The sequence below is a fragment of the Salipiger sp. CCB-MM3 genome (assembly GCF_001687105.1).
Taxonomy (GTDB): domain Bacteria; phylum Pseudomonadota; class Alphaproteobacteria; order Rhodobacterales; family Rhodobacteraceae; genus Salipiger.
The window spans coordinates 1,600,516-1,622,406 of the sequence record NZ_CP014595.1; the positions used below are offsets into that span (position 1 = coordinate 1,600,516).

Consider the following 21,891-nt stretch of genomic DNA (forward strand, 5'->3'; position numbering starts at 1 on the left):
CCGCATCCAAGCTTAGGCGTCGAGCTTGCGCTCTTCGCCAGCCGCCGCAGCAGCCTGCTGACGGCGCGCGATCTCGTTGCGGTAAAGCGCGACGAAATCGATGGTCTCGAGGTTAAGCGGCGGGAAGCCACCGTCACGGGTTACGTCCGACACGATGCGGCGCACGAACGGGAAGAGCATCCGCGGGCACTCGATCAGCAGGAACGGGTGCAGTTGCTCTTGCGGCACGCCTTCGATGTTGAAGACACCGGCGTAATCCAGTTCGAGAAGGAACAGCATGTCGCCGTTCGACTTCGACTTGGACTCGACCTTCAGCTTCAGCACCACTTCGTACTGGTTCTCGGCCGAGCGCTTCTTAGCGTCGAGGTTGACCTGAACCTGAACGTCAGGCTGCACGTCGCCGCTGACACCTTTCTGCGCGAGGATGTTCTCGAAGCTCATGTCGCGCACGAACTGCGCGAGCACGTTCATCTTCACCGGTGCCGGGGTCTGTTCTGCGGCGGCAGCGCCGTTCTCGGTTGCTTCTTCAGCCATGGAAAGCTCCTGTTGGAATTTTGTATACCGAATAGCAGCCCGGGATAGGCGGCTCAATGCTTAGTCCAGCCTGACCCCGGGTGATTGGCACGTTTCGACGGGGGGACCTCGGTATAGTCGCCCTCGATCACATCATCTTCGCGCGGGCCGGGACGATAGCGTTCCGCTTGCGGCCCCTGATGCGCGCCGGGACCGGCCTGCGTGCGCGGCCCCTGCCCACCCATTTCAAAGCGCTGTACCTTGATCCGGGTCGAGATGAACCGCATCACCGCGTCGCGCACCGCCGGGATCAGCAGCGCGAACCCGCAGGCATCGGTAAAGAAACCGGGGGTCAGCAGCAGCGCGCCGGAAAACAGGATCATCGCGCCATGCGCCAGCGGCCGCGTCGGATCCTGCAGCTGCGAGAACGAGTTTTGCAGGTCAGACAACGCCCGCAGCCCTTCGCGCCGCACAAGCGCGGTGCCCAAGATGGCGGTCAGCAGCACGATCATCAGCGTTGGCCAGAGCCCGATAAGCCCCCCGACCTGAATGAACAGTGCAATCTCGATCAGCGGCACTGCGACGAATGCCAGAAAAAGCCACATGGCCTCACTCCTTTTTCGCTGAGCGTGCACCGGTAGACTTGGCGCCGCCCAGTGCCTACATAGGAAGGCACCGATGAATTTTCCATGTTTGCCCATGAGGTGCCGATGAATATGCCGATCGTCCAGCTGCTGGTTCTTGCCGCGATCGCGATCTTTTTGATCCTGCGCCTGCGCAGCGTGCTGGGCACACGCGACGGTTTCGAGAAGCCTCCTGTGCAGGCACCGGCCTCGCGCGATACCGCCCGCCGTGACTTCGAGGTGATCGAAGGCGGACCCGACCACGACATCATCGACCATGTGCCCGAGGGCAGCCCCTCGGCAGAGGCGCTGGCCAAGATGAAGGCGGCTGAGCCGAGCTTCAACGTCGGCGAATTTCTTGGCGGTGCCCGTGGCGCCTATGAGATGATCCTCATGGGGTTCGAGCGCGGCGAGGTCGAGGAACTGAAGCCTTTCCTTGCGCCCGAAGTCTATGACAGCTTTGCCGAGGTGGTCGAAAGCCGCCGTCAGCAGGGTCTGACCATTGAGGCCGAGTTTGTCGGCGTGCGCGAGATGACCCTCGCCGAAGCGACTTTTGACGAGGTCACGAAACTGGCCGAGATCACCGTGCGCTACACCGGCGAGCTGACCTCTGTGGTGAAAGATGCGACCGGAGCAGTCATCGAAGGCAGCCCAACTTCGGTGAAACGTCAGAAGGACGTCTGGACCTATGCCCGTAACATGGGTAGCGACGATCCGAACTGGCAGCTGGTCGCGACCGACGAATGAGGCGCGCGATCCGGGCGGCCGTGCTGACAGGAGCAATGCTGACAGGTGCCATGGCCGCTGCGGAGAGCGAAACCAGCTACGAGATCCTGAGCTTCGGCGATCTCGACGGATGGGCGACGGATGATCATTCCGCCGCCCTTTCGGTTTTTCTGAACACATGTGGCGACATGAACGATCCCGACTGGGGATCGCTCTGCGCTCTGGCCCGAGACACCGATGACGCGCGCGGCTTCTTTGAGTTGCTGTTCCGTCCGGTGCTGATCTCGGGCGCGCCCGAGGATGCCGAGGAAGAAGGCCATGACGGGCTGTTCACCGGCTATTTCGAGCCCGAGCTGAACGGTGCGCTGCAGCCGGACGAGCGCTATGCCTATCCGATCTACAGCCTGCCCCCAGAGATTGGCGAGACCGAGGGGCCGTGGCTGTCGCGCCGCGACATTCTCAGCGGCGACGTGATGAAGGATCGCGGGCTCGAGATCGCTTGGGTCGATGATCCGGTCGAGCTTTTCTTTCTGCAGGTTCAGGGCTCGGGGCGCATTCGTCTGCCCAATGGCCATCATCTGCGCGTCGGTTATGGCGGTGCCAATGGCCACCCCTACCGCTCCATCGGCAAAGAGCTGGTCACCCGCGGCACCTTCGATCTGCATCAGGTGTCGGCGCAGGTGATCAAGACTTGGGTGCGTGAGAACCCCGAGGCCGGGCTGGAGCTGCTCTATCACAATCCCTCTTACGTCTTTTTCCGGGAAGTCAGCGAAGTTCCGGCCGAGCTTGGCCCGCTTGGCGCGATGAACCGCTCGATCACGCCGCTGCGCTCGATCGCGGTCGATCCTGCCTATGTGCCGCTGGGCGCACCGGTGTGGATCGAGAAAGAAGGCGCCGAGCCCATGCACCGGCTGATGATCGCGCAGGACACCGGCTCGGCGATCAAGGGACCGCAGCGCGCTGATATCTTCATGGGTACCGGCGATGAGGCCGGGCGCCGTGCTGGCACGATGAAGGATCCGGGGCGGCTGGTGGTGCTGCTGCCGATCCAGCGCGCCTATGCGCTCTTGCCGGAGTCGGTGCTTTGAGCCGCCGAAAGCTGCGTCCCGACGAGGTGGAACTGTGGGAGATGGTGGCCCGCAGCGCCGAGAAGCTGCCCGGTCGCAAAGTGACGCCCGAGACCCCTGCCCCGAAGTCCGCGAAACCCAAGACCTCCAAGCTGCGCAAACCGCTGCCGCCGCCGCGCGATCCGATGGGCGATTTCGCCCTTGGGGCCCGCGCGCCGAGCCCGGCGGAACGGCATGATTTCTACGCCTCCACTTCGGACCGGCTGGCCAAGGACCCGGTGCGCATGGACGCCAAGGCCTTTGGCCGCCTGAAGCGCGGCAAGCTGCAACCCGAGGCGCGGCTCGACCTGCATGGCATGACGCTGGATCAAGCGCATGGCGAATTGGCGCGGTTCATCCTTGGCGCGCAGCTGCGCGGCTTTCGTCTGGTGCTGGTGATAACCGGCAAGGGCATGCGCGAGGACCCGCATGATCCGATGCCGCGCCGCCGCGGTGTGCTCAAGACGCAGGTGCCGCAATGGCTGCGGATGCCGCCCGTGGGCCAATGCGTGCTGCAAATCTCCGAGGCCCATATCAAGCACGGCGGTGGCGGGGCCTATTACGTCTATCTCAAGCGGCGGCGGTAACGCGGGCCGCCCGTCCCTCAGCCGAGGATCATCTCAGCGTGGTCGGCAAGATAGATGCGCAGCCACGGGGTAAACGCCTCTGGCTCTGCGGCGATGCGGGCGCGCAACGCATCGAGCGACAGCCACTCGGTCTGCATCACTTCCTCGGGGTTCGGCGCGGGCTCGACCCCTGCCCCAACCTCGGCGACATAGATCTCGACCACCTCATGCTCGGTCATGCCGCCCCCCACTTCGGCGCGGTATTCGACCTGCCCGCGGTGTTGCGGCTCCAGCGCCTTCAGCCCAAGCTCTTCATCGAGCCGCCGAATGGCGCAGTCGCGTGGCTCTTCGCCCCAATGCGGATGGGTGCAGCAGGTGTTCGCCCAAAGGCCCGGCGTGTGGTACTTCCCAAGGGCGCGGCGCTGCAGCAGCGTCTGCCCATCGCGCATGACAAAGACCGACACAGCCTTGTGCCGCAGCCCCTTGAGATGCACGTCGAGCTTGTCCGCCGGAGCCAGTTGGCCGTCGATCCAAGCGGGAATGTCCTGCGCCATGCCGCGCCTCCTTTCGAGGCGTCTGTTTCCTCTGCCGCGGCCGCAAGGTCAAGAAGCACGATTTCCTCTCGCGCTGGCATTAGGTCGCAGCGCATGGTGCAACAATGTGGTCTAGGAAGGTCTCACGGAGACGCGCAACGGGAGATGGTCATGAAAACCAAGATGATTTTGAGCTTTGCCCTGCTCGCTATGGCGGGCACCGCACAGGCCGAAGGCGATGTCGAGGAAGGCAAGAAAACCTTCGAACGCCGCTGCCGGGCCTGTCACATGATCCAGGATGACGCCGGTGAGGCGATCCAGCGCGGCGGGCGCACCGGTCCGAACCTTTTTGGAGTGGTTGGCCGCACCGCTGGCACCGAGGACGGCTTTCGCTATCGCGACTCCATCGTCGAAGCTGGCGAAAAGGGTCTGGTCTGGGACGAAGCGTCGCTCGAGGCCTACGTGCAGGACCCCAGCGGGTTTCTGCAAGAGTTCCTCGACGATAAAAGCGCGCGCTCCGGCATGACCTTCAAACTGCGCGAAGGCATGGAAGACGTTTACGCCTACCTCGCGACTTTCTCAAACTAAGCGGCACCGAGGCGGCATTGCGCCCGCGAACACACCGCAAATCAAAAGGGGCGCTCCGGTTGGAGCGCCCCTTCTTCTGTTCAGACCTTTAGATCACACGATCAGAAGGCATTTGCCGCGGCAACACTGCGCTGCGTGGTGGTCACGCCGCTGTTGACGATGCTGAGCAGCGTCTGCAGCCCTGCGAGCGGGCTTTCGGTCGCCAGAACCACGTCATCGGGGTAAATCTGGAATTTGCGCGCGGCGAACAATCCGTCGGCGCTGGTCAGATCGAAGGTGAACACCACCTGCTGCATATTCGGCGCGCTGCCGTCCGAGCGCAGTTGCCGCGGGGAATATTCGCGCAGCACCATGACGCCCTTGGGGTCGGCGCGCACATCATAGAGGCCGCCCATCAGCGACAGCGCCTCGAGCGCGTTCACCTCTTCCTTCGGGAAATTCACCACGGTCTGCCGCGACGAGGCGCCCATGCCGGTGAAGGTGCGGTCATCTTCTTCGACCACCACCGTATCGCCGGGCAGCAGCAGCGTGTTGTAAGAGCCGCTTCCCAGCAAGGTGTTGGCGGAAATCTCATAGGTGGCGCCCTGCCGCATCAGGCGCACCAGCGGGTTCTTCATCGAACTGCTGATCCCGCCTGCATCTGCGATGAGGCCGAGGATCTTATAGTTGCGCGAGGGCATCGCGTAGCTGCCGGGCGAGGAAACCCCACCCACCATCTCGACCGAATTGCTACGGCCCTGCGTCAGGCTGAGCTGCACCTGCGCGGTCGGCACGATCGCTTCGAGCTTGCTCTGGATGCGCTGCCGGGCCGAGTTCGGGGTCAGGCCGCGGATGAACACCTCATCCACATACGGCAGGAAAATCGCGCCGTTCGCGCCAACCTCGACATTGGGCATCTCGGTCGATTTCTCGGACGGGTTGGTCAGCAGTGAATTTTCCTGACTGTCCCAAATGCGGATGTTCACAAGGTCGCCGGTCTGGATGACGCTTTGGTTGGCGCCGGTCGAGGTGCCAAGCCAGTTGCGATCCATCTCGGGGCCGGTGCGCGGCCACGATGCAATCAGCGGCATATTGGCCCGCGTCACATCAATCACCTGAAAGCTGGGATATTCGGCGTCGGCCTCTGACAGAACCTCGGATTGCACGGCGGCGCCGCGAGGCAGCGAACAGCCTCCGAGAATGGCAACGCCAGCAACTAGGGCAATCAGGTTACGCGAGAGTTTCGACACAATGAGCTCCGGGCACTTCCGAGGGTTTCTAAACTTCCTGCCAAGGTGATAGACAGTTTCGACGCTTGGGAAAAGTCGCTTGCTGGGCAGCGCTCCCGAGGCTTGGCATTTCTTTGCGCGGCGTTGCGCAGTTGCTTGCGGAGAACGGACGGAAATGACGCTTTCGAAGCGGCTGCTCGACATAATTCTGGCGGCCTTCCTGCTGGTCTTGCTGTGTATTCCGATCCTGCTGATCTGCCTTGCGATATTGCTGCGCGATGGCCGCCCGGTGCTCTATCTGTCGGAGCGGATGAAAACGCCCGACGAAGGGTTTCGCCTCTGGAAGTTCCGCACCATGCGTCCCGACAGGGCTGACCGTGGCGTCTCTGGCGGTGATAAATCCGCCCGCATCACGCATACGGGAAAATTTCTCAGACGCTACCGGCTCGATGAACTGCCGCAGCTTTGGAACATTCTGCGCGGTGACATCAGCTTTGTCGGCCCACGCCCGCCGCTGCGCCGCTACACCGAGATGTTCCCCGAACTCTACGGCAAAGTGCTGCGCGCGCGGCCCGGCGTGACGGGGCTGGCCACCCTCGCCTTTCACCGGACCGAAGAGCGGCTGCTGGCGCCCTGCCGCGATGCGGATGAGACCGAGGCCGTCTATTGCCGCCGCTGCGTGCCGCGCAAGGCCCAGCTCGACCTGATCTACGCCCGCCGCCGCAGCCTGTGCTATGATCTCAAGCTCATGGCAGCGACGGTGATCAGGCGCATCTCGCTGCATTAGACGTCACTTCTGCAGCTGCGTCATCGTTACATAGCCGGTGGTTTCGCCCAGCCATTGCCGCGAGCCTAGGATCTCTCCGGACCCGTCCACCATGTAATAATCGACGAAGGGCTTGCCGTCCTCGCTGGTGCAGGCGGCGAGCATTTCCGTGACGCCGGCGCGGATGCGTCCCTGCGCAAGATCGACGCGTTCGTCGGGCTCGACGTTGCAGCGATAGCTGATCTCGCGGGTCACATCCTCGGCGGTGAGAAACCGCTGCACATAGGCGACATTGCCAATGCCGCGGCCCCGCACGAGCCGCAGCAGCGCATCTTCCTCGACCGACATCAGATCGCCGCCAAGCCCGCGGGTGCCGGTGATCATGCCGTGACGCAGGACGATGGCCTGTCGCTCGGCGGTCCCGTAAGTGCGATGCTCGCCATTGCGCTCGATCTGCGCGGCGATGGCTTCGGAATTGCGCGCGTTGATGCGCAGCAGGATCACCGGCAGGTCGGTCGCGGCAAGGGTCTGCGCGATCACCTCGTCGGTGAGCCCTTGGGGGCTTGCCGCGTCGGATTTCTGGAAGAAGCCGGTGTAGGCGGCTTCGAAGATCGGATCGCGCGTCTGGTCGTTGCCGCAGGCGGCCAAAGCGGCCAGCAGCCCGGCAAGAACACCGGCGCGGCGCAGGGTCTTGAAGCTCATCGCCAGAATCTCCCCCAGGATGCGGCCACATCGGGCTCGTGGTTTTCGCGAATGCGCTCGTAGAGCCGATCATCGATATTGAGCTTCGCACCGCCGTCACGCTGCACCGACCGCAGGGTGATCGTGCTGTCAGCGCGCGACGGCTCGCCGGTGCCGATGGCGACCGGGATGGTGATGAACAGACCCTTGTCGAACGACCCCTCGCCAAAGTCCTCGGACGACACATCGGTCTTCGTCGCGAAGGCGCCGATGCGCCAGCCGTTGACGAATTCGCGGGTGACCGTCAGCGTCGCACCGGAGTCGCCCGCGATGTAGCGCCCGACATCAAGCTGCGCGTTGTAGCCCTGACCGAAGTCGTAATAGGCCGAGACATGGCCGTTCACATGCGGGAAGCTGCGGGTGATGCCGCTGACCGGATCGGTGGTCTCATTGCCCTGCACGCCAAACAGCATGTCAAAGTCGCGCCGCTCCACATAGTTCACTTCGGCCCCAAGCGCGAAGCGGCTGTCGGCGGGTTTCCACAGCACCTCGGTCGAGGCACCGGCATACATCGGCTCGAGATAGCCAAGCGTCAGGCGGCCATAAAGCTCGGGCGCCAGCTTGCCGTAAAAACCAAGCGTCAGGCGCGGGATCGACGGATCGCTCTCACGGGCGAACTCGCCGTAATCGGTGCGCACGCGCGGCAGCTTGGATTCGTCCTCGCGGCTGATGTCGTCGAGGTTGCCAAAGATCTTCTTGTTGACTGAGCCGCTGAGCACGATGTTCGGCGTGATCTCATAGGTGCCGCGCAGGGACGCGCCAAGGTCGAGCCGCAGCGGGCCTTCGGGGTCGAAGGTGCTGTAGGCGTAATAGGGCGCCAGCGACCAGCGGAAGCGCGGATAGGAGTCGAGCGTCATCGGCGGCGTATTGGCAGAGGTGGCCTCGCCAAAGCGGGTGCGCGCCAGCATGTCGGTGGCGGCCTCATTCTCCAGCGCCTCGATATCCGAGCGACGCATTGTCACCGTCGAGGTCGGCATGCCGTTCTGCGAAGGGATGATGACGAATTCTTCGACCGAGGCGGGCAGCACGCGGCTCATGCTGCGCGCGGCGCGGCCAATCGCCTGCGCCGGAGCGCCGTATTTGTCGTTGCGCAGCCGCAGCGTCGCGCGGCGCGGCTCCAGCCGGAAGCCTTGCAGTTCGAGGTTGTCCCGCTCGAGGCTCTTCGCCAGTCGGGCTTCGGTCGAGGCTTCGGCAGTGGCAAGATCGCTGGCCCAGCCCAGATCGTTCACATCCGCGGGCTGGCGCGGCTTCACCGGGCTCGGCGCGCTTTCGATGCCGCCGGGCACCCCCAGCGTCTTGGGGTTCATCGGCAGCGTCACCTGCGCCCCCAGCGTGGTGCCATGGGCCAGATAGAGCGACAGCTGCGTGCCGCCGTCGAAGTGATAGTCGAGCCCGAGGTTGATCGGGCTGTTCTGTTCGAAATCCGCCCGCTCGCTTTCGGTGTCATAAGCGTCCGAGGAATATTCGATCTTGTAGGTAAGGCGCTTGTTCGGCGACCAGCTGATGCCGCCGAAGGGCGCGATATCGCCGCGGAACCAGCGGTCTGTGGTGGGCTGGCCGCCGGTGCCCAGCACCTCTTGCGAGCGTTCCCCAAAGCCACCAAAGCCGCCATTGCTCGCCAGACGGCCCCAGCCGAGGCCACCGGTGACTTGCAGACCGGGGTAAAGCGTCTTGGTCGCGACGATATATTCGCCGCTGTAGATGCCGGTGCCGATGAAGTCCTGCAGGCCGACAACCACCGAGGGGCGCCAGTTGCTCTCGGTGAGGATCTGGAAGCGCAGGTCGAAGCTGCGGTCATAGTAGACGCCATCGACCGAGGCCGGATGGTCGAAATCGCCAATGCCAGTGTAGCGGAAGGTGCCGATCATCCGCGGCATGATCTGGAAGCTGAGCGAGCCACGGTTGGCGGTGCCAATACGCCCATAGGTCAGGGCCAGCGTCGCGTCGGGCGCCATGTTCGCGTCCGGCATGTCGATGAGGCCCGGCAGGCCGTAAAGGTTGAAGCTCGGAACACTGTCCGCCCAGGCGATGCTCGAAAGCGCCGTCGCCCCGGCCAGAAGTGCCGCGATACCCGCCCGTCTTGCCATCCTGCCCTCACCTGCCCTTGAACTTGCCCTGACGTCTTTTGCCCAGAGCTAGAGCTTTCTCTGCGCTCTGTCCATTCATCCCGGCGGCGCAAAGCAGCAACTGTGGGATCCTCGGCACGTCGGGTTCAGCGGTCTGCGGGCTCTCTACGCGGCCTCTGGCCGCGGAAATTGTCCTCATTTGGAAGTTTTAAGGCAGGGGTAACCGCGCGCGCCTATTGCTGGTGTGGGGTGTTTGGAAGGTGGTGGATATGGCCGTCGACAGTAATGTCGCGCCAGTCATCATCAAGCGGAAGAAAAAGGGTGGCGGCCATGGGCATCATGGCGGCGCCTGGAAGGTCGCCTATGCGGATTTCGTGACGGCGATGATGGCTTTCTTCATGCTGATGTGGCTGCTCAACGCGACGACCGAGAAACAGCGCAAGGGGCTGGCGGATTACTTCAACCCAACGATCGCGGTGGCGCGGATATCGGGCGGCGGAGACGGGCTCATGGGAGGCGAGAGCACCTTTTCCGAGAACGTGCTGCCGCGCATGGGCACCGGCTCGACCTCGCTTCAGGCGACAGAGATGCATGCGGCGCGGGGCAGCGTGAGTTCCGGTACCGCCGAGCCCGATGCCGCCGAAGAGGCCGCGCTCGAGGAACTGCGGGACCGGCTCACCGGGCGTCATGGCGAAAGCATGGTCGATGACGGGCTGATGCGGCATGTGGTGACGCGGGTCACCGATGAGGGGCTGGTGGTCGAACTGTTCGAAACCGCCGATGCGCCGCTGTTCGAGCCTGACGGCAGCCCGACATATCTGCTGCAGCGGCTGTCGCAGATCATCGCCGGGGCGGCGGAAATGGTGCGCAACCCGCTGGCCATCGAAGGCCATGTGCCCGCCGCACCGATCGTTCTGGCACGGGATTCCTCGTGGGAAAGATCGGCGGACCGGGCCGGGCAGATGCGTGCGTTGCTGGGTCAGGCGGGGGTTCCGAAAGGGCGCATCGCGCGGGTTACCTCGCATGCGGACCGCGAGCCTGCGCGCGCCAACCCGATGGACCCGCGCAACGGCCGTATCGAGGTGATCTTCCTGCGACAGCGTTGAAGGGCCGGCTTCGGCTCTCAAGGTGGTTCACACGGAGCGCGCTGGCGAAGTCGTAGGGATTTTACCTGTTAGCGCGGCGTTAAACCCGCGCCCCTAGTCTCGGAGGGGACGGGAACAGGTGACAGCAGAAAGGCGCGTCTATGACCATCTCTTCGTCTCTCAACGCAGGTGTTTCGGGGCTTACGGCGAATGCCAGTCGGCTGGCGGCGATCTCGGACAATATCGCCAATTCCTCGACCTACGGCTACCGGCGGGCCGAAACCGAGTTCAACTCGCTCGTGATGACCGATGGCGGTCGCTCCTATACCGCGGGCGGGGTGATGTCTTCGAACATTCGGCTTGTGGATCAAAAAGGATCGCTCGTCACCACCAGCAATGCCACCGATCTTGCGGTGCGGGGCAGGGGGATGCTGCCGGTGGTTTCCGGCCCGCAGTATGAGGCGAGCCCCGGAGAGCCGGAGCTTTTGCTCACCTCGACGGGCTCCTTTCGCATAAACGAGGATGGCTATCTAGCGAATGAGGCCGGGTATTTCCTGCTGGGCTGGCCTGCGGACATCGATGGCACCATCCCGAACTTCCCGCGCGATACGGTGGATGGGCTGGAGCCGGTGCAATTCAGCCTGAACCTGCAGGGCGATCCGACCACCGCTGTTGAGATGAGCCTTAACCTGCCAGCCACCGCGACGATGGATGATTCCGACGGGGCCTCGGAAACCCTGTCGGTCGAGTATTTCGACAATCTCGGCGTGTCGCAGAATATCTCGATGACCTTTACGCCGACGGTTCCGGCGACCGGCATGTCCAACGAATGGACCATCGTGATGACCGACAGCGCCTCCGCCGGGGCGGTGATCGGCGAATATGTTGTGACCTTCGACGCCACGCGGGGCAGCGGCGGCACGATCAACGCGGTCACCACGGTGACCGGCGGGGCCTATAGTGGCGCGACAGGTCTGTTGACGGTCGATGTGGACGGCGGGCCGATCGTGTTCGACATCGGCGCCATCGGCGACAGCAACGGGCTCTCGCAGCTCTCCAACAGCTTCGCCCCCATTGCCATCACCAAGGACGGCTCGCCGGTGGGCAATATGGTCTCGGTCGAGGTCGACGAGAATGGCTATGTGAACGCGCTCTACGACAGCGGGGTCAGCAAGACGCTCTACCAGATCCCGCTCGCCGATCTGCCCAACCCCAATGGCATGATCCCGATGGACAACCAGACTTTCAAACCCTCACCGGAAAGCGGCTCCTATTTCCTTTGGGACGCGGGGGATGGACCGACGGGCGACATCAAATCCTTCGCCCGCGAGGAATCGACCACCGATGTGGCGCAGGAACTGACCGACATGATCCAGACCCAGCGGGCCTATTCCTCGAACGCCAAGGTGATTCAGACGGTCGCGTTATCCTTGGCGTTGGCGACGCTTTTGCCTGTGGAGATCTCTCCTTGGGTCGTGGCCAGGTTCATATTTATAGACTTGAGGGTCTGCAGCGCGACCATCGCGCCATTGTTCGTCAGTATGCTAGACATAGGTTTTCGTCCTTGGATTCGACGCTTTGCGCCATTTTGCCATCGGCCGCCGCAGCCCTGCCGCCGCGGCCCCTTCGGACGTCGTTCTGACGAAGCAGCCGGAGAGCCTGTCCCCCTGCGCCATCCACATGGGATGCTGTGACACGTTAGGCCTGCGTTCCTTAAGGCATCGCTAAACGCCGTGAGGATTTCGCCCCGGGTTCACGTCTGTTCACCTAGAGTTTTCTGTGAATTCTCTTTTGTGCGGTGGAACCGATCCGCGTTTTCTGCCCGGACGGACCGTAGATTTCCATATCGCTGAGCAGCGCCTCTGGCTGAGCGATGCGCGCCTTCACCTCTTGAAGCCCGCGAAGCGCCGCCTCGAGCAGCCGATGATTGCGTTTCAGCGCGGGCGCCAAAGTCGGGGTATCAAGCAGCGCCATGGAGTTGCTGGACAGATGCGAAAGCAAGGCCTCTTTCTGGCGCGCTATCTGATCGAGAGCCTCCAGGCGTCCACTCAGGATGGCATCGCGCTCACCTTGCAGCAAAGCGAGCAATGTTTCAGAAGTTGCTGCTGCGCGCCTAAGTTGCGTCAGCCGCGGAGATGGTCCCGTCATTCGCTGAGCATCTCTTGCGGCAAAATCTGCAGATTGTCCGCGATCTTTGTCGCGAACTCTTCGCGAAGATACGATGAAAATTGGCCTTCTCCGGCGCCACCTCCAAAGTTTCCGCGAGCGGAGAACGCCCCGGAAAATTGAAGCATCTGTGACACATAGAGGCGGTTAAGAAGTGCATTAGCGCCGCCCGCGCCAGCGACGGGAACTTCGGGCATAGTGGCATCCTCCGATCAAATGTCGTCTCGTAGGGGATATATAAAATGACTTCGGTAAAGTAATTGTTAGTTCGTGGCGTATATTTCTCCTTCAAGTTCTAGAGGGATATGAAGATGAAATCATCACCTGACCTTAGAAGTGTGCAAGTTGCTAAGAGGCCTCTTGAATTGAGTTTATCGCTGTCTAGAACCGAGGTTGGCTTGCTTCACACGTCAAGTGGTCTTCGGCAATTTAATGGTTTAGATGATATATTTTCGGGACTTGTTCATAATTATGGAGTTGAGGTGGTTGACGAGCGCAAAGAGGAATCGATCAACGCCGCAGCTGAGGGGCGCCCTAAAAATTGGTTGAAATATTTTGGACACGAACCTACATTGATTTATGATAGGGGGTATTTAATTAAAACTGCTTCGAGGAATTTAGTGGTTGGGTGCGGTATAAATGTTGAAATGCATTCAGATAAATTGTTCCATAACAGGGATGTTTTGGAAGATTTTGAAAGTCAAGGCTTAGAGTTTCGTGGTTCTGGGGTTAAGAAAGGCTTAAATTTCTTTGGTCTCTCGGATTTTGAAGGTCAGCAGGATCTAGACTTTGATTATTGGTCGTATCCGCAAATATTGCCTATAGAAGTTACTTACTTTATATTTGATAACCACATCATCTTAGGTGCGTATGAAGCTGAAGAGTGGATTTATTTCGTAACTGAAGGTGGGGAATTTTCGAATGGAGGTGAGAGTGATTGTGCTGCCGAGGCCCCTTTAAATATTAAATATATAATAGGTGAGGGTTTAGTTCAGGCGGGCGAAGACTCAAAAATTGCAAGACTCCATTCCGCTAAGCCTAGCGAGGGATATTCTAAATATCACAATTTTTCTTTCAAACTATCGAGAAAATATAATCCTAAACATGAAAGTAATACAGATAATTCAGGAAATCTGTTTATATGCCAAGCTAAGGAGGTGTACGACTGCAGTGATAAAGCAATTCTACAGGGTCCTGACGTTTTAGATAAGACTGGTCGGATCTTGAAACCTGGGAAGAGTCTCGCGAGCGGAGAAGTCTTTGGGTTAGAGGTAAAGCGTATAGTACCATTCATACCAAAGACGAGACCGGTTATCTTCAACTTAGACATGTCCAGTCAAATGACGCCTTTTGTCCAGGAAGCGATTGAACTTCGATCAATATTATTGAATGAGGCCGATAAGGAGTATGAGCAGGAGATGAAATTTCCTCATTCTATAGCTCATGAGGAAAGTGCTGGTAAGGAAAATGCTCGTGCCCAGTCAATCGATCAGATAAGTCGGGCGGATTTGAACTCGTCGGATACGGAAAGGTCTATCGAGGGGAGGAAATTAAAGAGTTCGCTGCGAGGGGATCGCATTGCACCGGTGCCAGCTAGCCATTCCGAAAAGAGCGTAACTTTCTCAAGTCCGATAGAATCTCTCTCCTTATTTCCAGAACTTGATAGTGGATACGCCAAACAGATCCAAGAGGGAATACATTCGGTTGCGTGGCAAAAATTGCCAAGGGACGCCATCCGAAAAGATAATTTTTATGGTCTTATGTTCGCGACACCGCGAATTGAATGCGAGGAGGACGGGCTGGAGTCAACGAACGTCAGCCATAAACACGTTATTGGGCGGAGACAGGGAGGCTCAGCCGATGTCATGAGCGCCAAAGATATCTTGGCCGCTCGGAACACCTCTGATCTGATCTCGGCACTCAAAGGCGATAGTCTTAAGCATATTGAAGCCTCCGATTATCCGAAATCCGACGCTTCGAATGCAATTTTCTCAAGAATAGTTCTGGTTCGGCAGGACCCAGCCAGCCTAGAAGGAGGTCTGCTTGGGCCTGTAGAGAGACCCGCCGAGCAGCTTGATACCTTGCAATCGCAGCGATCGGCGCCGGAGGCAGCGGAGAAGAAGCGAAGATTATCTGCAGATGTGGTCGGGAAAATCAGGACCGGGCAAGAAGCTCTTTTTGAAGAGCTCGTTTCAATGGATGCGAAGTCCAATGGTGTCCGTTTCGCGGAAGTGTCAATTCCGCCAGATCGTCCTTCGCGGACAGAGCCAGTGCTCTGGCGCGCAGGGCGAGATGGGGTTCTCGAGGATGCCACTGACATCCCTGCAGGAACGAAAGGACAAAAGAAAAGTGATGTTTGTGAGAGTGCGGTAACGTTTACCCCTCCGGCGCCCCAATTGAAAACCGAACGTTGGCAGAGGCCCGAACTGGGTCCCCGGCCCAGCCAAGAGGTTAGAGCGGGGCTGAAGGCACTTGTTCGGCGGCGCCAAATCGAAAATGTGAGAATGGATAAAGCCATACCGGGAGAGCCGCAGAGTGCGCGCGCAGAGACAGCTCCATTCAAGGCAAATTTTGTGCCGCGGCGACCCCAGCCAGCGGCGGCTTCAGCCTCGAATAGGGTACCTTTTGAGGTGGGGGGACAGCGCATAGCAGAAACAAGCGCTCCGGCTCGACAGCCGCGGGGCGTAGCGGCGAACTCATTTGACGAGCGCCCAAGCCCAGAACTCGGGCAACCCTTAGGTGCCGAAGAAATGGCTGACCCGTCAGTGGTGTTGTCAACTGCCTCTGCGCAAACCGAGACACGAAGCATCGCGGCGGCCAAAGAGGGGCATCCTGCGCCGAAAACCCAACCGCAGATTCGCCAGCTTGCCGAGGCGATCATTGGCGCGGAAGAGGGTAGCGTGGAATTGCAACTCGAGCCGGAAGAGCTTGGCAGGGTCAGTTTCAACGTGAAGCATTCCGACCAAGGAGTCACCTTGCATATCACCGCTGATCGGCCCGAGACGCTGGAGCTTCTGCGGCGCCACGCGGAGCAACTGGCGCGGTATCTTCAGGAGCATGGCTATCAGAACAGCAGCTTTTCTTTCGCGGGGGGGCGTTCGGGTCGGCAGTCAGCGCCCCAAAAGTTACGCGATGCAGGGCCGCGCCTTGCGTCGGTAGAGACGAATCCGTCGGTCACCTTGGCCGCGGAATCGAAACGGCACGCATCGGATGGGTTGGATCTCAGGCTTTGAGCCATTGGGGAGCGGGAAAGGAGTAGAGATGGAGATCACAGCAGCGGACCTCTCACAGGTCAGCGGTGGCGCGGCGGGCGTTGAGGCGACCGAAGCGGCGACACTCAGCGGCGATTTTGAGACCTTCCTCAAGATGCTGACAACTCAAGCGCAAAATCAGGATCCATTCAATCCGGTAGACGCCACCGAATATGCCTCGCAACTGGCCAGCTTTTCTACTGTGGAACAACAGGTTCTGACAAACGAACTTCTGTCCAACCTCACGCAGATCGCGACCGGCAGCGGTCTCGAGCGTCTGGCTGGCTGGATTGGGATGGAGGCGCAGACGGTCGGCGCGGCCTATTTCGACGGAGCATCTGTCGAATTGTTCACAAACGTGCCGGAAGATGCGCAAAGCGGCGTACTGGTCATCCGAGGTGCCGATGGCACGCTCCATAACCGAATCGCTCTGGAGGCGGGAACCGAGACGTATCTCTGGGATGGCAGTGATCTTGCCGGCGCCAGGGTTTCAGAGGGTGTCTATGAGGTCGAACTGGAGGTGTATCGCGATGATATCCTTGATGAAACGCGTGAGGTTGGCGCGTATCTGCGGGTCAATGAGGTGGCCCGGCTGGATGATGTGAACATTCTGACGCTGCGCGGCGGTGTGATGCGTGAGGTCGCGGAGGTGACAGCCTTGCGGCGCGCAGAGGCGTGAGCCTACGCGGCAACGGCCTTTCGGGCGGCTACGGTCTGCGTCCGTCAGCAGTCCAATCGGTAGAAGTCCAAGCGTTAGAGCATGTGCGCCGCGCGGCGTCACCGGCTACTGCGGATAAGTGGCCGGAGACACGATCAGAGAATGGACATCAGGATCAACGTGCCGCCGGCGCCGGTCAGGAGTCCGGCGATCCCCCAGCCGAGGCGCCGGGTCCATTTCGACTCAAGCTCGTCGGCAAGCCCTTGCGTCTGGCGGACCAGCGCATCTTCGACCAAACCGGGCAGACGGGGGCCGAAACGGGCCATGACGCGCGCGGTCTTGGCAAAATCGCGCAGTGCTGCGCGCGGGCCGATCGAGGTCTTGATGTATTGCTCGACCACCGGGCGGGCGACGCTCCAGATGTTCATATGCGGGTTCAGCGAGCGGGCCACGCCCTCGACCACCACCATGGTGCGCTGCAGCAGGATCAGCTCGGTGCGGGTTTCCATGCCGAAACGCTCGGTGACCTCAAAGAGGTAGTTGAGCAGCCGGCCCATGGAAATGCGCGTCGAATCCATGCCGAAGATCGGCTCGCCCACCGCGCGCAGGGCGCGCGCAAACTCATCGACGTCGCGGTCGGCGGGCACATAGCCCGCCTCGAAGTGCACCTCGGCCACGCGCCGGTAATCGCGGCGAATGAACCCATAGAGAATCTCGGCGTAAACCCGGCGGGTGTATTCGTCGATATGCCCCATGATGCCGAAGTCATAGCCGATGATGTCGCCATTGGGCGCCACCTTCAGGTTGCCCTGATGCATATCGGCGTGGAAAAATCCGTCGCGCAGCGCGTGGTTGAGGAAGAGCTGCAGCACCCGTTCGCTCAGCGCGACGCGGTCATGCCCGGCGGCGTCGATCGCGGCATTGTCGCCAAGCGGCACGCCCTCGGCCCAGCTCATGGTCATCACGCGGCGGCCCGACAAGCCCCAGATCACTTCGGGCAGCTGAAAGCCCTCGTCATCCACAGTGTTTGCGGCGAATTCGCTGGCAGAGGCGCTTTCGAGCCGCAGGTCCAGCTCGCCGTTCACCACGCCCTCGAAATGGGCGATCACATCGCGCGGACGCAGACGGCGCGACGCGGGAGAAAGGAAGTTGATGGCATCGGCGGCCAGCCAGAAGGCGTCGATATCCTTGCGGAAGGCGCGTTCGATTCCCGGACGCAGCACTTTGACCGCAACGGTTTCGCCGGTCTCGGTGAGGCGCGCCTTATGCACCTGCGCGATGGAGGCGGCGGCTACGGGCGGGCTGAACTCCGAGAAAACCTCGGAGACCGAGACGCCAAGCTCGGCTTCAATCTGGGTTTTCGCGGCCTCGGTGGGGAAGGGCGGCAGCTTGTCCTGCAGCACCCGAAGCTGGTTGGCCAGATCCTCGCCCACCACGTCGGGGCGGGTCGAGAGCACCTGACCGAATTTGATATAGGCGGGTCCCAATGCCGAAAGCGCACGGGTCACCGGCGGCATCGCGGGATCGCCCTCGTAGCCGAGCCATTTGAACGGCTTGGCGATGATTCTCGACGCGGCGCGCAGCATCGGCGGCGCGTCCAGCGCGTCGAGTACCACGCTCATCGCGCCGGTCCGCTCGAAGGTGGCGCCGGTGCGCACCAGCCGCCAGATGTTGTGGGGACCCTTCATATCAGATCTTCCAGCCCGAATGCAGGCAGGCGATGCCCATGCTCAGGTTGCGGTATTTAGCGTTCTCGAAGCCCGCCGCGCGCAGCATCCCGAGGAAGGTTTCTTGATCGGGGAACTTGCGGATCGATTCCACGAGGTACTGATAGCTGTCGCGGTCGTTGGCGATGGCCTGCCCCATGCGTGGAATGATGTTGAACGAATAGAGGTCATAGACCTTCTGCATCAGATCATTGGGGATCTGGCTGAATTCCAGCACCATCAGGCGGCCACCGGGTTTCAGCACGCGGTAGGCTTCGTTCAGCGCCTCCTGCGGGCGGGTGACGTTCCGGATGCCGAAGGAAATCGTATAGACGTCAAAGCTGTTGTCGGGGAAGGGCAGCGCCATGGCGTCGCCGACCACCCAATCGAGCTCATCGGCCATGGAGGCCGCCTCGGCGCGCTTGCGGCCCTCAACGAGCATCGGCTCGGTCAGGTCGCAGACCGTGGCGTGGCCGTGGCCCGCGCGCTTGAGGAAGCGAAACGAGATGTCGCCTGTGCCGCCCGCCACATCGAGCAGTTTTTGCCCGGGGCGCGGCGCCAGCCAGTCCATCATCGCGTCCTTCCAGATGCGGTGAATGCCGAAAGACATGGCGTCGTTCATCACGTCGTATTTCGACGCGACCGACCCGAAGACCCCGCGCACGCGGCCAGCCTTCTCTTCCTCGGGGATGTCGGTGAACCCAAAATGGGTGGTTTTTCCGGTCTCTTTGGTCATGGGCCTTGCCGTCCTGTGTCCGAGACTCCTTATAGAGCCCGCGCGCCGCGCTGCAATGCGGCCCAGTCGAAAGGATCCGTGATGCCCGAACTTCCCGAGGTGGAAACCGTCCGTGCCGGACTTGCTCCGGTGATGGAAGGAGAGCTTATCGCCGAGGCGAAAGTGAACCGCCCCGATCTGCGCTGGCCCTTCCCCGAGCGCATGGCCGAACGGCTGACCGGGGCACGGGTGCTGCGGCTGCGGCGGCGGTCGAAATACATTCTGGGCGATCTCGACACGGGTGAAACGCTGCTGATCCATCTTGGCATGTCGGGGCGGATGCTGATCTCTGGCGATCCGCTGGGCAGATTCGTGCATGAGCACCCGGCGCCAGAAAAGCATGATCATGTTGTCTTTGAGATGGCGAGCGGCGCGCGCATCACCTTCAACGACCCGCGACGTTTCGGCGCAATGGATTTGATGGAAACCGCGACCGCCGAGGCGCATCCGCTGCTCGCGGCGATCGGGCCGGAGCCGCTGGGCAATGAATTCAGCGAATCCCACCTTGTGGCGGCCTTGAAGGGCCGCAGCATGCCAATCAAGACGGCGCTGCTGGATCAAAAGATCGTCGCGGGTTTGGGCAACATTTATGTTTGCGAAGCCTTGTTCCGCGCCGGCATCCATCCTTCACGCCGCGTCAATAAAATCTCGGAAAAACGCATCTCTGCGCTGGTGCCGATCATCCGGCAGGTGCTGAGCGAGGCCATCGCGGCGGGCGGCTCTTCGCTGAAAGATTATCGCCAAGCCGATGGCGAGCTTGGATATTTTCAGCACAGCTTCGATGTGTACGGACGCGAGGGTCAGCCCTGCCGCGCAGCCGGTTGCGCAAACACCGTTCACAGGATCGTGCAGTCTGGCCGCTCTTCCTTCTACTGTCCGAGCTGCCAAAGATAGCTTGATTGCAGGGGTCAAGTTGGTAAGGCTGCGCGACAATGCCAACGGACGGGAGCCCGAAGTCATGGCCTATGAGACGATTATCGTCGAAGTAGACGACGACGTTGCCACTATTACCCTGAACCGCCCGGACGCCCTCAATGCGCTCAACAGCCAGCTTCTTGGCGAGCTTGCGCAGGCGCTGACCGAGGCGGATGCCAATGACAAGGTGCGCTGCATCATCCTGACCGGCTCGGCCAAGGCGTTCGCCGCCGGGGCCGACATCAAGGAAATGTCGGAAAAAACCTTCGTCGAGATGTATCTCGGCGATTTCTTCGAACCGGCCACCGAAGCGGTCTCGAAGGTTCGCAAGCCGGTGATCGCCGCGGTCAGCGGCTACGCGCTTGGCGGGGGATGCGAACTGGCGATGATGTGCGACTTCATCATCGCGTCGGAAACCGCGAAGTTCGGCCAGCCCGAGATCAACCTCGGCGTCATCGCCGGGATCGGCGGCACGCAGCGCCTGCCGCGCTACGTCGGCAAGGCCAAGGCGATGGACATGCATCTGACGGGCCGCTTCATGGATGCGGAAGAGGCCGAACGCTCGGGGCTGGTGAGCCGCGTCGTGCCGGTCAAGCAGCTGATGGAAGAGACGCAAAGCGCCGCAGCCAAGATCGCCGAGAAGTCGATGCTGGCCTCGATTGCCGCGAAACAGGCGGTCAACCGCGCCTTCGAGACGACATTGGACGAGGGGCTGCTGTTCGAGCGCCGCCTGTTCCACTCGCTCTTTGCCACCGAAGACCAGAAGGAAGGCATGTCGGCCTTCCTCGAAAAGCGGACCCCGCAGTTCCGCGACCGCTAAGCTTTGCGTGGCCCGTCCCTGCGGGGACGGGCTGCACCTTTGGCGTCAGAGGGGATCAGGCCTGAAGCGGGCCGCGTCCCTGCCGGATCGCCGCCTGAATGGCGCGCCAGGTCTCGGCCTCCGCCGTATCCCCTTTCTCTTCGTTTTCGCGCACCTTCGCGGCAGCCTCGGCTTCGGCCCTGCCGCCGTGGGCCCGGTACAGCGCCTGCGCCGCCTGAGTGATCTGAATGGTGTTCATGGCTGACTCCTCCTTTCAGTCAGAACCCTCCGCGGTTCCCCGCGGGAGCCCGATCCTAGCCGATTCCATGCCCATTCCCCAAGTTTTCCGGCAATGCCCTTTGCAACCGGCGGAAAATGGGGTATGCGCCGCGGCTACATGCGCGTGATGCCCGCTAAGGCAAGAATCGGTCCGGCACGACAGATCCGGGTCTGGTGGATATTGCGCGTCCGAAATTCAGACCAGGCCGTCGGCCACAACCAGGCCCATCGGCCACAGAAAAGGACCGTTTCATCATGGCAAACACGCCCCAGTCCAAAAAGCGCGCACGTCAGAACGAAAAGCGTTACGCCGTCAACAAGGCACGCCGTTCGCGCATCCGCACCTACCTGCGCAAAGTCGAAGAAGCGATCGCTTCGGGCGACAAGGACGCAGCCTTCGCCGCACTGACCGCCGCACAGCCCGAGCTGATGCGCGGCGTCACCAAAGGCGTCTTCCACAAGAACACCGCTGCACGCAAAATGTCGCGTCTTTCGTCGCGCGTGAAAGCGCTCGGCTAAGGGCATTTCTGCCCGACTGAAATGACACACCTCAAAAGTGTGTGACCGAAAAGGCATCGCCATTGGTGGTGCCTTTTTTCGTGACTCACACAAGATTTTGGAGCCCTAGATTCTTTTTTCGGAATCCAGTGAGTCAAGTTTGAAGTTCGGTTGCCGCTCTTCGCGGAAGAGGGGTAATTTCATCAGGCGAGTCACATCGCTGGGGGGACAGGCAATCGGGGACACTACCACGGGAATCGTGGAACGTTTCCGTCGCTTCGGCAGTCTGCTGCACAGACGCCGAAACCGGGGTGAATTCATCC

At 61.1% G+C, this 21,891-nt stretch carries 22 protein-coding genes and 2 pseudogenes; 12 read left to right on the forward strand and 12 right to left on the reverse strand.

Features of this window, described 5'->3' with window-relative positions; translation table 11 throughout:
* Nucleotides 1–12: 12 nt before the first annotated feature.
* Both secB and AYJ57_RS07735 read right to left on the reverse strand, forming a co-directional pair.
* On the reverse strand, nucleotides 13–534 hold the full coding sequence (gene secB / locus AYJ57_RS07730) for a protein-export chaperone SecB (protein ID WP_066103470.1): 522 nt from the start codon (nucleotides 532–534) through the stop codon (nucleotides 13–15).
* A 53-nt stretch (nucleotides 535–587) separates the two neighbouring features.
* On the reverse strand, nucleotides 588–1,118 hold the full coding sequence (locus AYJ57_RS07735; protein ID WP_066103472.1) for an FxsA family protein: 531 nt from the start codon (nucleotides 1,116–1,118) through the stop codon (nucleotides 588–590).
* A gap of 105 nt (nucleotides 1,119–1,223) precedes the next feature.
* Between AYJ57_RS07735 and AYJ57_RS07740 the strand changes: the two genes are divergently transcribed.
* Genes AYJ57_RS07740 through AYJ57_RS07750 form a run of 3 tightly spaced genes read left to right on the forward strand, consistent with a single transcriptional unit; the run spans nucleotide 1,224 to nucleotide 3,555 of the window.
* On the forward strand, nucleotides 1,224–1,883 hold the full coding sequence (locus tag AYJ57_RS07740; RefSeq protein WP_066106846.1) for a Tim44/TimA family putative adaptor protein: 660 nt from the start codon (nucleotides 1,224–1,226) through the stop codon (nucleotides 1,881–1,883).
* A complete protein-coding gene (gene mltA / locus AYJ57_RS07745; protein WP_066103473.1) occupies nucleotides 1,880–2,950 on the forward strand; it encodes a murein transglycosylase A in 1,071 nt (356 codons plus the stop codon). The genes AYJ57_RS07740 and mltA overlap by 4 nt, the downstream gene beginning before the upstream one ends.
* A complete protein-coding gene (locus AYJ57_RS07750; protein WP_066103475.1) occupies nucleotides 2,947–3,555 on the forward strand; it encodes a Smr/MutS family protein in 609 nt (202 codons plus the stop codon). The genes mltA and AYJ57_RS07750 overlap by 4 nt, the downstream gene beginning before the upstream one ends.
* A gap of 17 nt (nucleotides 3,556–3,572) precedes the next feature.
* Here AYJ57_RS07750 and idi read toward each other — a convergent pair whose 3' ends face one another.
* Nucleotides 3,573–4,088: an isopentenyl-diphosphate Delta-isomerase gene (idi, locus tag AYJ57_RS07755; protein WP_066103478.1), complete on the reverse strand. Its 516-nt coding sequence runs from the start codon at nucleotides 4,086–4,088 to the stop codon at nucleotides 3,573–3,575.
* A 150-nt stretch (nucleotides 4,089–4,238) separates the two neighbouring features.
* On the opposite strand from idi, the gene AYJ57_RS07760 reads away from it, so the two are divergent.
* Entirely contained in the window at nucleotides 4,239–4,655 is a 417-nt protein-coding gene (locus tag AYJ57_RS07760; protein ID WP_066106849.1) for a c-type cytochrome, read from the forward strand.
* Between the two features lie 101 nt (nucleotides 4,656–4,756).
* On the opposite strand, the gene AYJ57_RS07765 is transcribed toward AYJ57_RS07760, so the two are convergent.
* On the reverse strand, nucleotides 4,757–5,884 hold the full coding sequence (locus AYJ57_RS07765; RefSeq protein ID WP_224902189.1) for a polysaccharide biosynthesis/export family protein: 1,128 nt from the start codon (nucleotides 5,882–5,884) through the stop codon (nucleotides 4,757–4,759).
* 154 nt (nucleotides 5,885–6,038) lie between these two features.
* Here AYJ57_RS07765 and AYJ57_RS07770 point away from each other — a divergent pair, with 154 nt between their 5' ends.
* On the forward strand, nucleotides 6,039–6,650 hold the full coding sequence (locus AYJ57_RS07770; protein WP_066103482.1) for a sugar transferase: 612 nt from the start codon (nucleotides 6,039–6,041) through the stop codon (nucleotides 6,648–6,650).
* 3 nt (nucleotides 6,651–6,653) lie between these two features.
* Here the strand turns inward: AYJ57_RS07770 and AYJ57_RS07775 are convergent, their stop codons facing one another.
* Both AYJ57_RS07775 and AYJ57_RS07780 read right to left on the reverse strand, forming a co-directional pair.
* Nucleotides 6,654–7,331 (reverse strand): YjbF family lipoprotein, encoded by a 678-nt coding sequence (locus AYJ57_RS07775; RefSeq protein ID WP_066103484.1) that lies wholly within the window; start codon nucleotides 7,329–7,331, stop codon nucleotides 6,654–6,656.
* The gene (locus AYJ57_RS07780) at nucleotides 7,328–9,457 is read right to left on the reverse strand and encodes a YjbH domain-containing protein (protein WP_066103487.1); all 2,130 of its coding nucleotides are present in this window, start codon (nucleotides 9,455–9,457) and stop codon (nucleotides 7,328–7,330) included. Before AYJ57_RS07780 ends, AYJ57_RS07775 begins: the two co-directional genes overlap by 4 nt.
* A 248-nt stretch (nucleotides 9,458–9,705) precedes the next feature.
* Here AYJ57_RS07780 and AYJ57_RS07785 point away from each other — a divergent pair, with 248 nt between their 5' ends.
* The gene (locus tag AYJ57_RS07785) at nucleotides 9,706–10,542 is read left to right on the forward strand and encodes a flagellar motor protein MotB (protein WP_066103490.1); all 837 of its coding nucleotides are present in this window, start codon (nucleotides 9,706–9,708) and stop codon (nucleotides 10,540–10,542) included.
* A gap of 140 nt (nucleotides 10,543–10,682) precedes the next feature.
* Nucleotides 10,683–11,942: pseudogene (locus AYJ57_RS07790) on the forward strand (flagellar hook protein FlgE); the annotation flags it as partial.
* Here AYJ57_RS07790 and AYJ57_RS26330 read toward each other — a convergent pair.
* From AYJ57_RS26330 to AYJ57_RS07800, 3 genes and pseudogenes are all read right to left on the reverse strand, one after another.
* Nucleotides 11,936–12,073 (reverse strand): annotated as a pseudogene (locus AYJ57_RS26330) (flagellin); the annotation flags it as partial. The pseudogenes AYJ57_RS07790 and AYJ57_RS26330 overlap by 7 nt on opposite strands.
* Before the next feature lie 215 nt (nucleotides 12,074–12,288).
* Nucleotides 12,289–12,669 carry a hypothetical protein gene (locus AYJ57_RS07795; RefSeq protein ID WP_157374018.1) on the reverse strand — a complete coding sequence of 127 codons (381 nt, stop codon included), beginning with the start codon at nucleotides 12,667–12,669 and terminating at the stop codon, nucleotides 12,289–12,291.
* On the reverse strand, nucleotides 12,666–12,884 hold the full coding sequence (locus tag AYJ57_RS07800) for a hypothetical protein (RefSeq protein ID WP_066103495.1): 219 nt from the start codon (nucleotides 12,882–12,884) through the stop codon (nucleotides 12,666–12,668). Before AYJ57_RS07800 ends, AYJ57_RS07795 begins: the two co-directional genes overlap by 4 nt.
* A 114-nt stretch (nucleotides 12,885–12,998) precedes the next feature.
* Between AYJ57_RS07800 and AYJ57_RS25455 the strand changes: the two genes are divergently transcribed.
* Both AYJ57_RS25455 and AYJ57_RS26195 read left to right on the forward strand, forming a co-directional pair.
* Nucleotides 12,999–15,920, forward strand: a complete 2,922-nt coding sequence (locus AYJ57_RS25455) for a flagellar hook-length control protein FliK (protein ID WP_193789475.1) — start codon at nucleotides 12,999–13,001, stop codon at nucleotides 15,918–15,920.
* A gap of 28 nt (nucleotides 15,921–15,948) precedes the next feature.
* A complete protein-coding gene (locus AYJ57_RS26195; RefSeq protein ID WP_066103499.1) occupies nucleotides 15,949–16,617 on the forward strand; it encodes a flagellar hook capping FlgD N-terminal domain-containing protein in 669 nt (222 codons plus the stop codon).
* Between the two features lie 134 nt (nucleotides 16,618–16,751).
* On the opposite strand, the gene ubiB is transcribed toward AYJ57_RS26195, so the two are convergent.
* Nucleotides 16,752–18,284 carry a 2-polyprenylphenol 6-hydroxylase gene (gene ubiB, locus AYJ57_RS07815; protein WP_066103501.1) on the reverse strand — a complete coding sequence of 511 codons (1,533 nt, stop codon included), beginning with the start codon at nucleotides 18,282–18,284 and terminating at the stop codon, nucleotides 16,752–16,754.
* Between the two features lies 1 nt (nucleotide 18,285).
* Entirely contained in the window at nucleotides 18,286–19,038 is a 753-nt protein-coding gene (gene ubiE / locus AYJ57_RS07820) for a bifunctional demethylmenaquinone methyltransferase/2-methoxy-6-polyprenyl-1,4-benzoquinol methylase UbiE (RefSeq protein ID WP_066103502.1), read from the reverse strand.
* 81 nt (nucleotides 19,039–19,119) lie between these two features.
* Between ubiE and mutM the strand changes: the two genes are divergently transcribed.
* Both mutM and AYJ57_RS07830 read left to right on the forward strand, forming a co-directional pair.
* Nucleotides 19,120–19,971: a bifunctional DNA-formamidopyrimidine glycosylase/DNA-(apurinic or apyrimidinic site) lyase gene (mutM, locus tag AYJ57_RS07825; protein ID WP_066103504.1), complete on the forward strand. Its 852-nt coding sequence runs from the start codon at nucleotides 19,120–19,122 to the stop codon at nucleotides 19,969–19,971.
* 64 nt (nucleotides 19,972–20,035) lie between these two features.
* A complete protein-coding gene (locus tag AYJ57_RS07830) occupies nucleotides 20,036–20,812 on the forward strand; it encodes an enoyl-CoA hydratase (protein WP_066103506.1) in 777 nt (258 codons plus the stop codon).
* Nucleotides 20,813–20,867: 55 nt separating this feature from the next.
* On the opposite strand, the gene AYJ57_RS07835 is transcribed toward AYJ57_RS07830, so the two are convergent.
* On the reverse strand, nucleotides 20,868–21,050 hold the full coding sequence (locus AYJ57_RS07835; RefSeq protein ID WP_066103507.1) for a hypothetical protein: 183 nt from the start codon (nucleotides 21,048–21,050) through the stop codon (nucleotides 20,868–20,870).
* A 275-nt stretch (nucleotides 21,051–21,325) separates the two neighbouring features.
* Here AYJ57_RS07835 and rpsT point away from each other — a divergent pair, with 275 nt between their 5' ends.
* Complete coding sequence (gene rpsT, locus AYJ57_RS07840) at nucleotides 21,326–21,589, forward strand: 30S ribosomal protein S20 (RefSeq protein WP_066103509.1); 264 nt, start codon at nucleotides 21,326–21,328, stop codon at nucleotides 21,587–21,589.
* Nucleotides 21,590–21,891 lie beyond the last annotated feature (302 nt).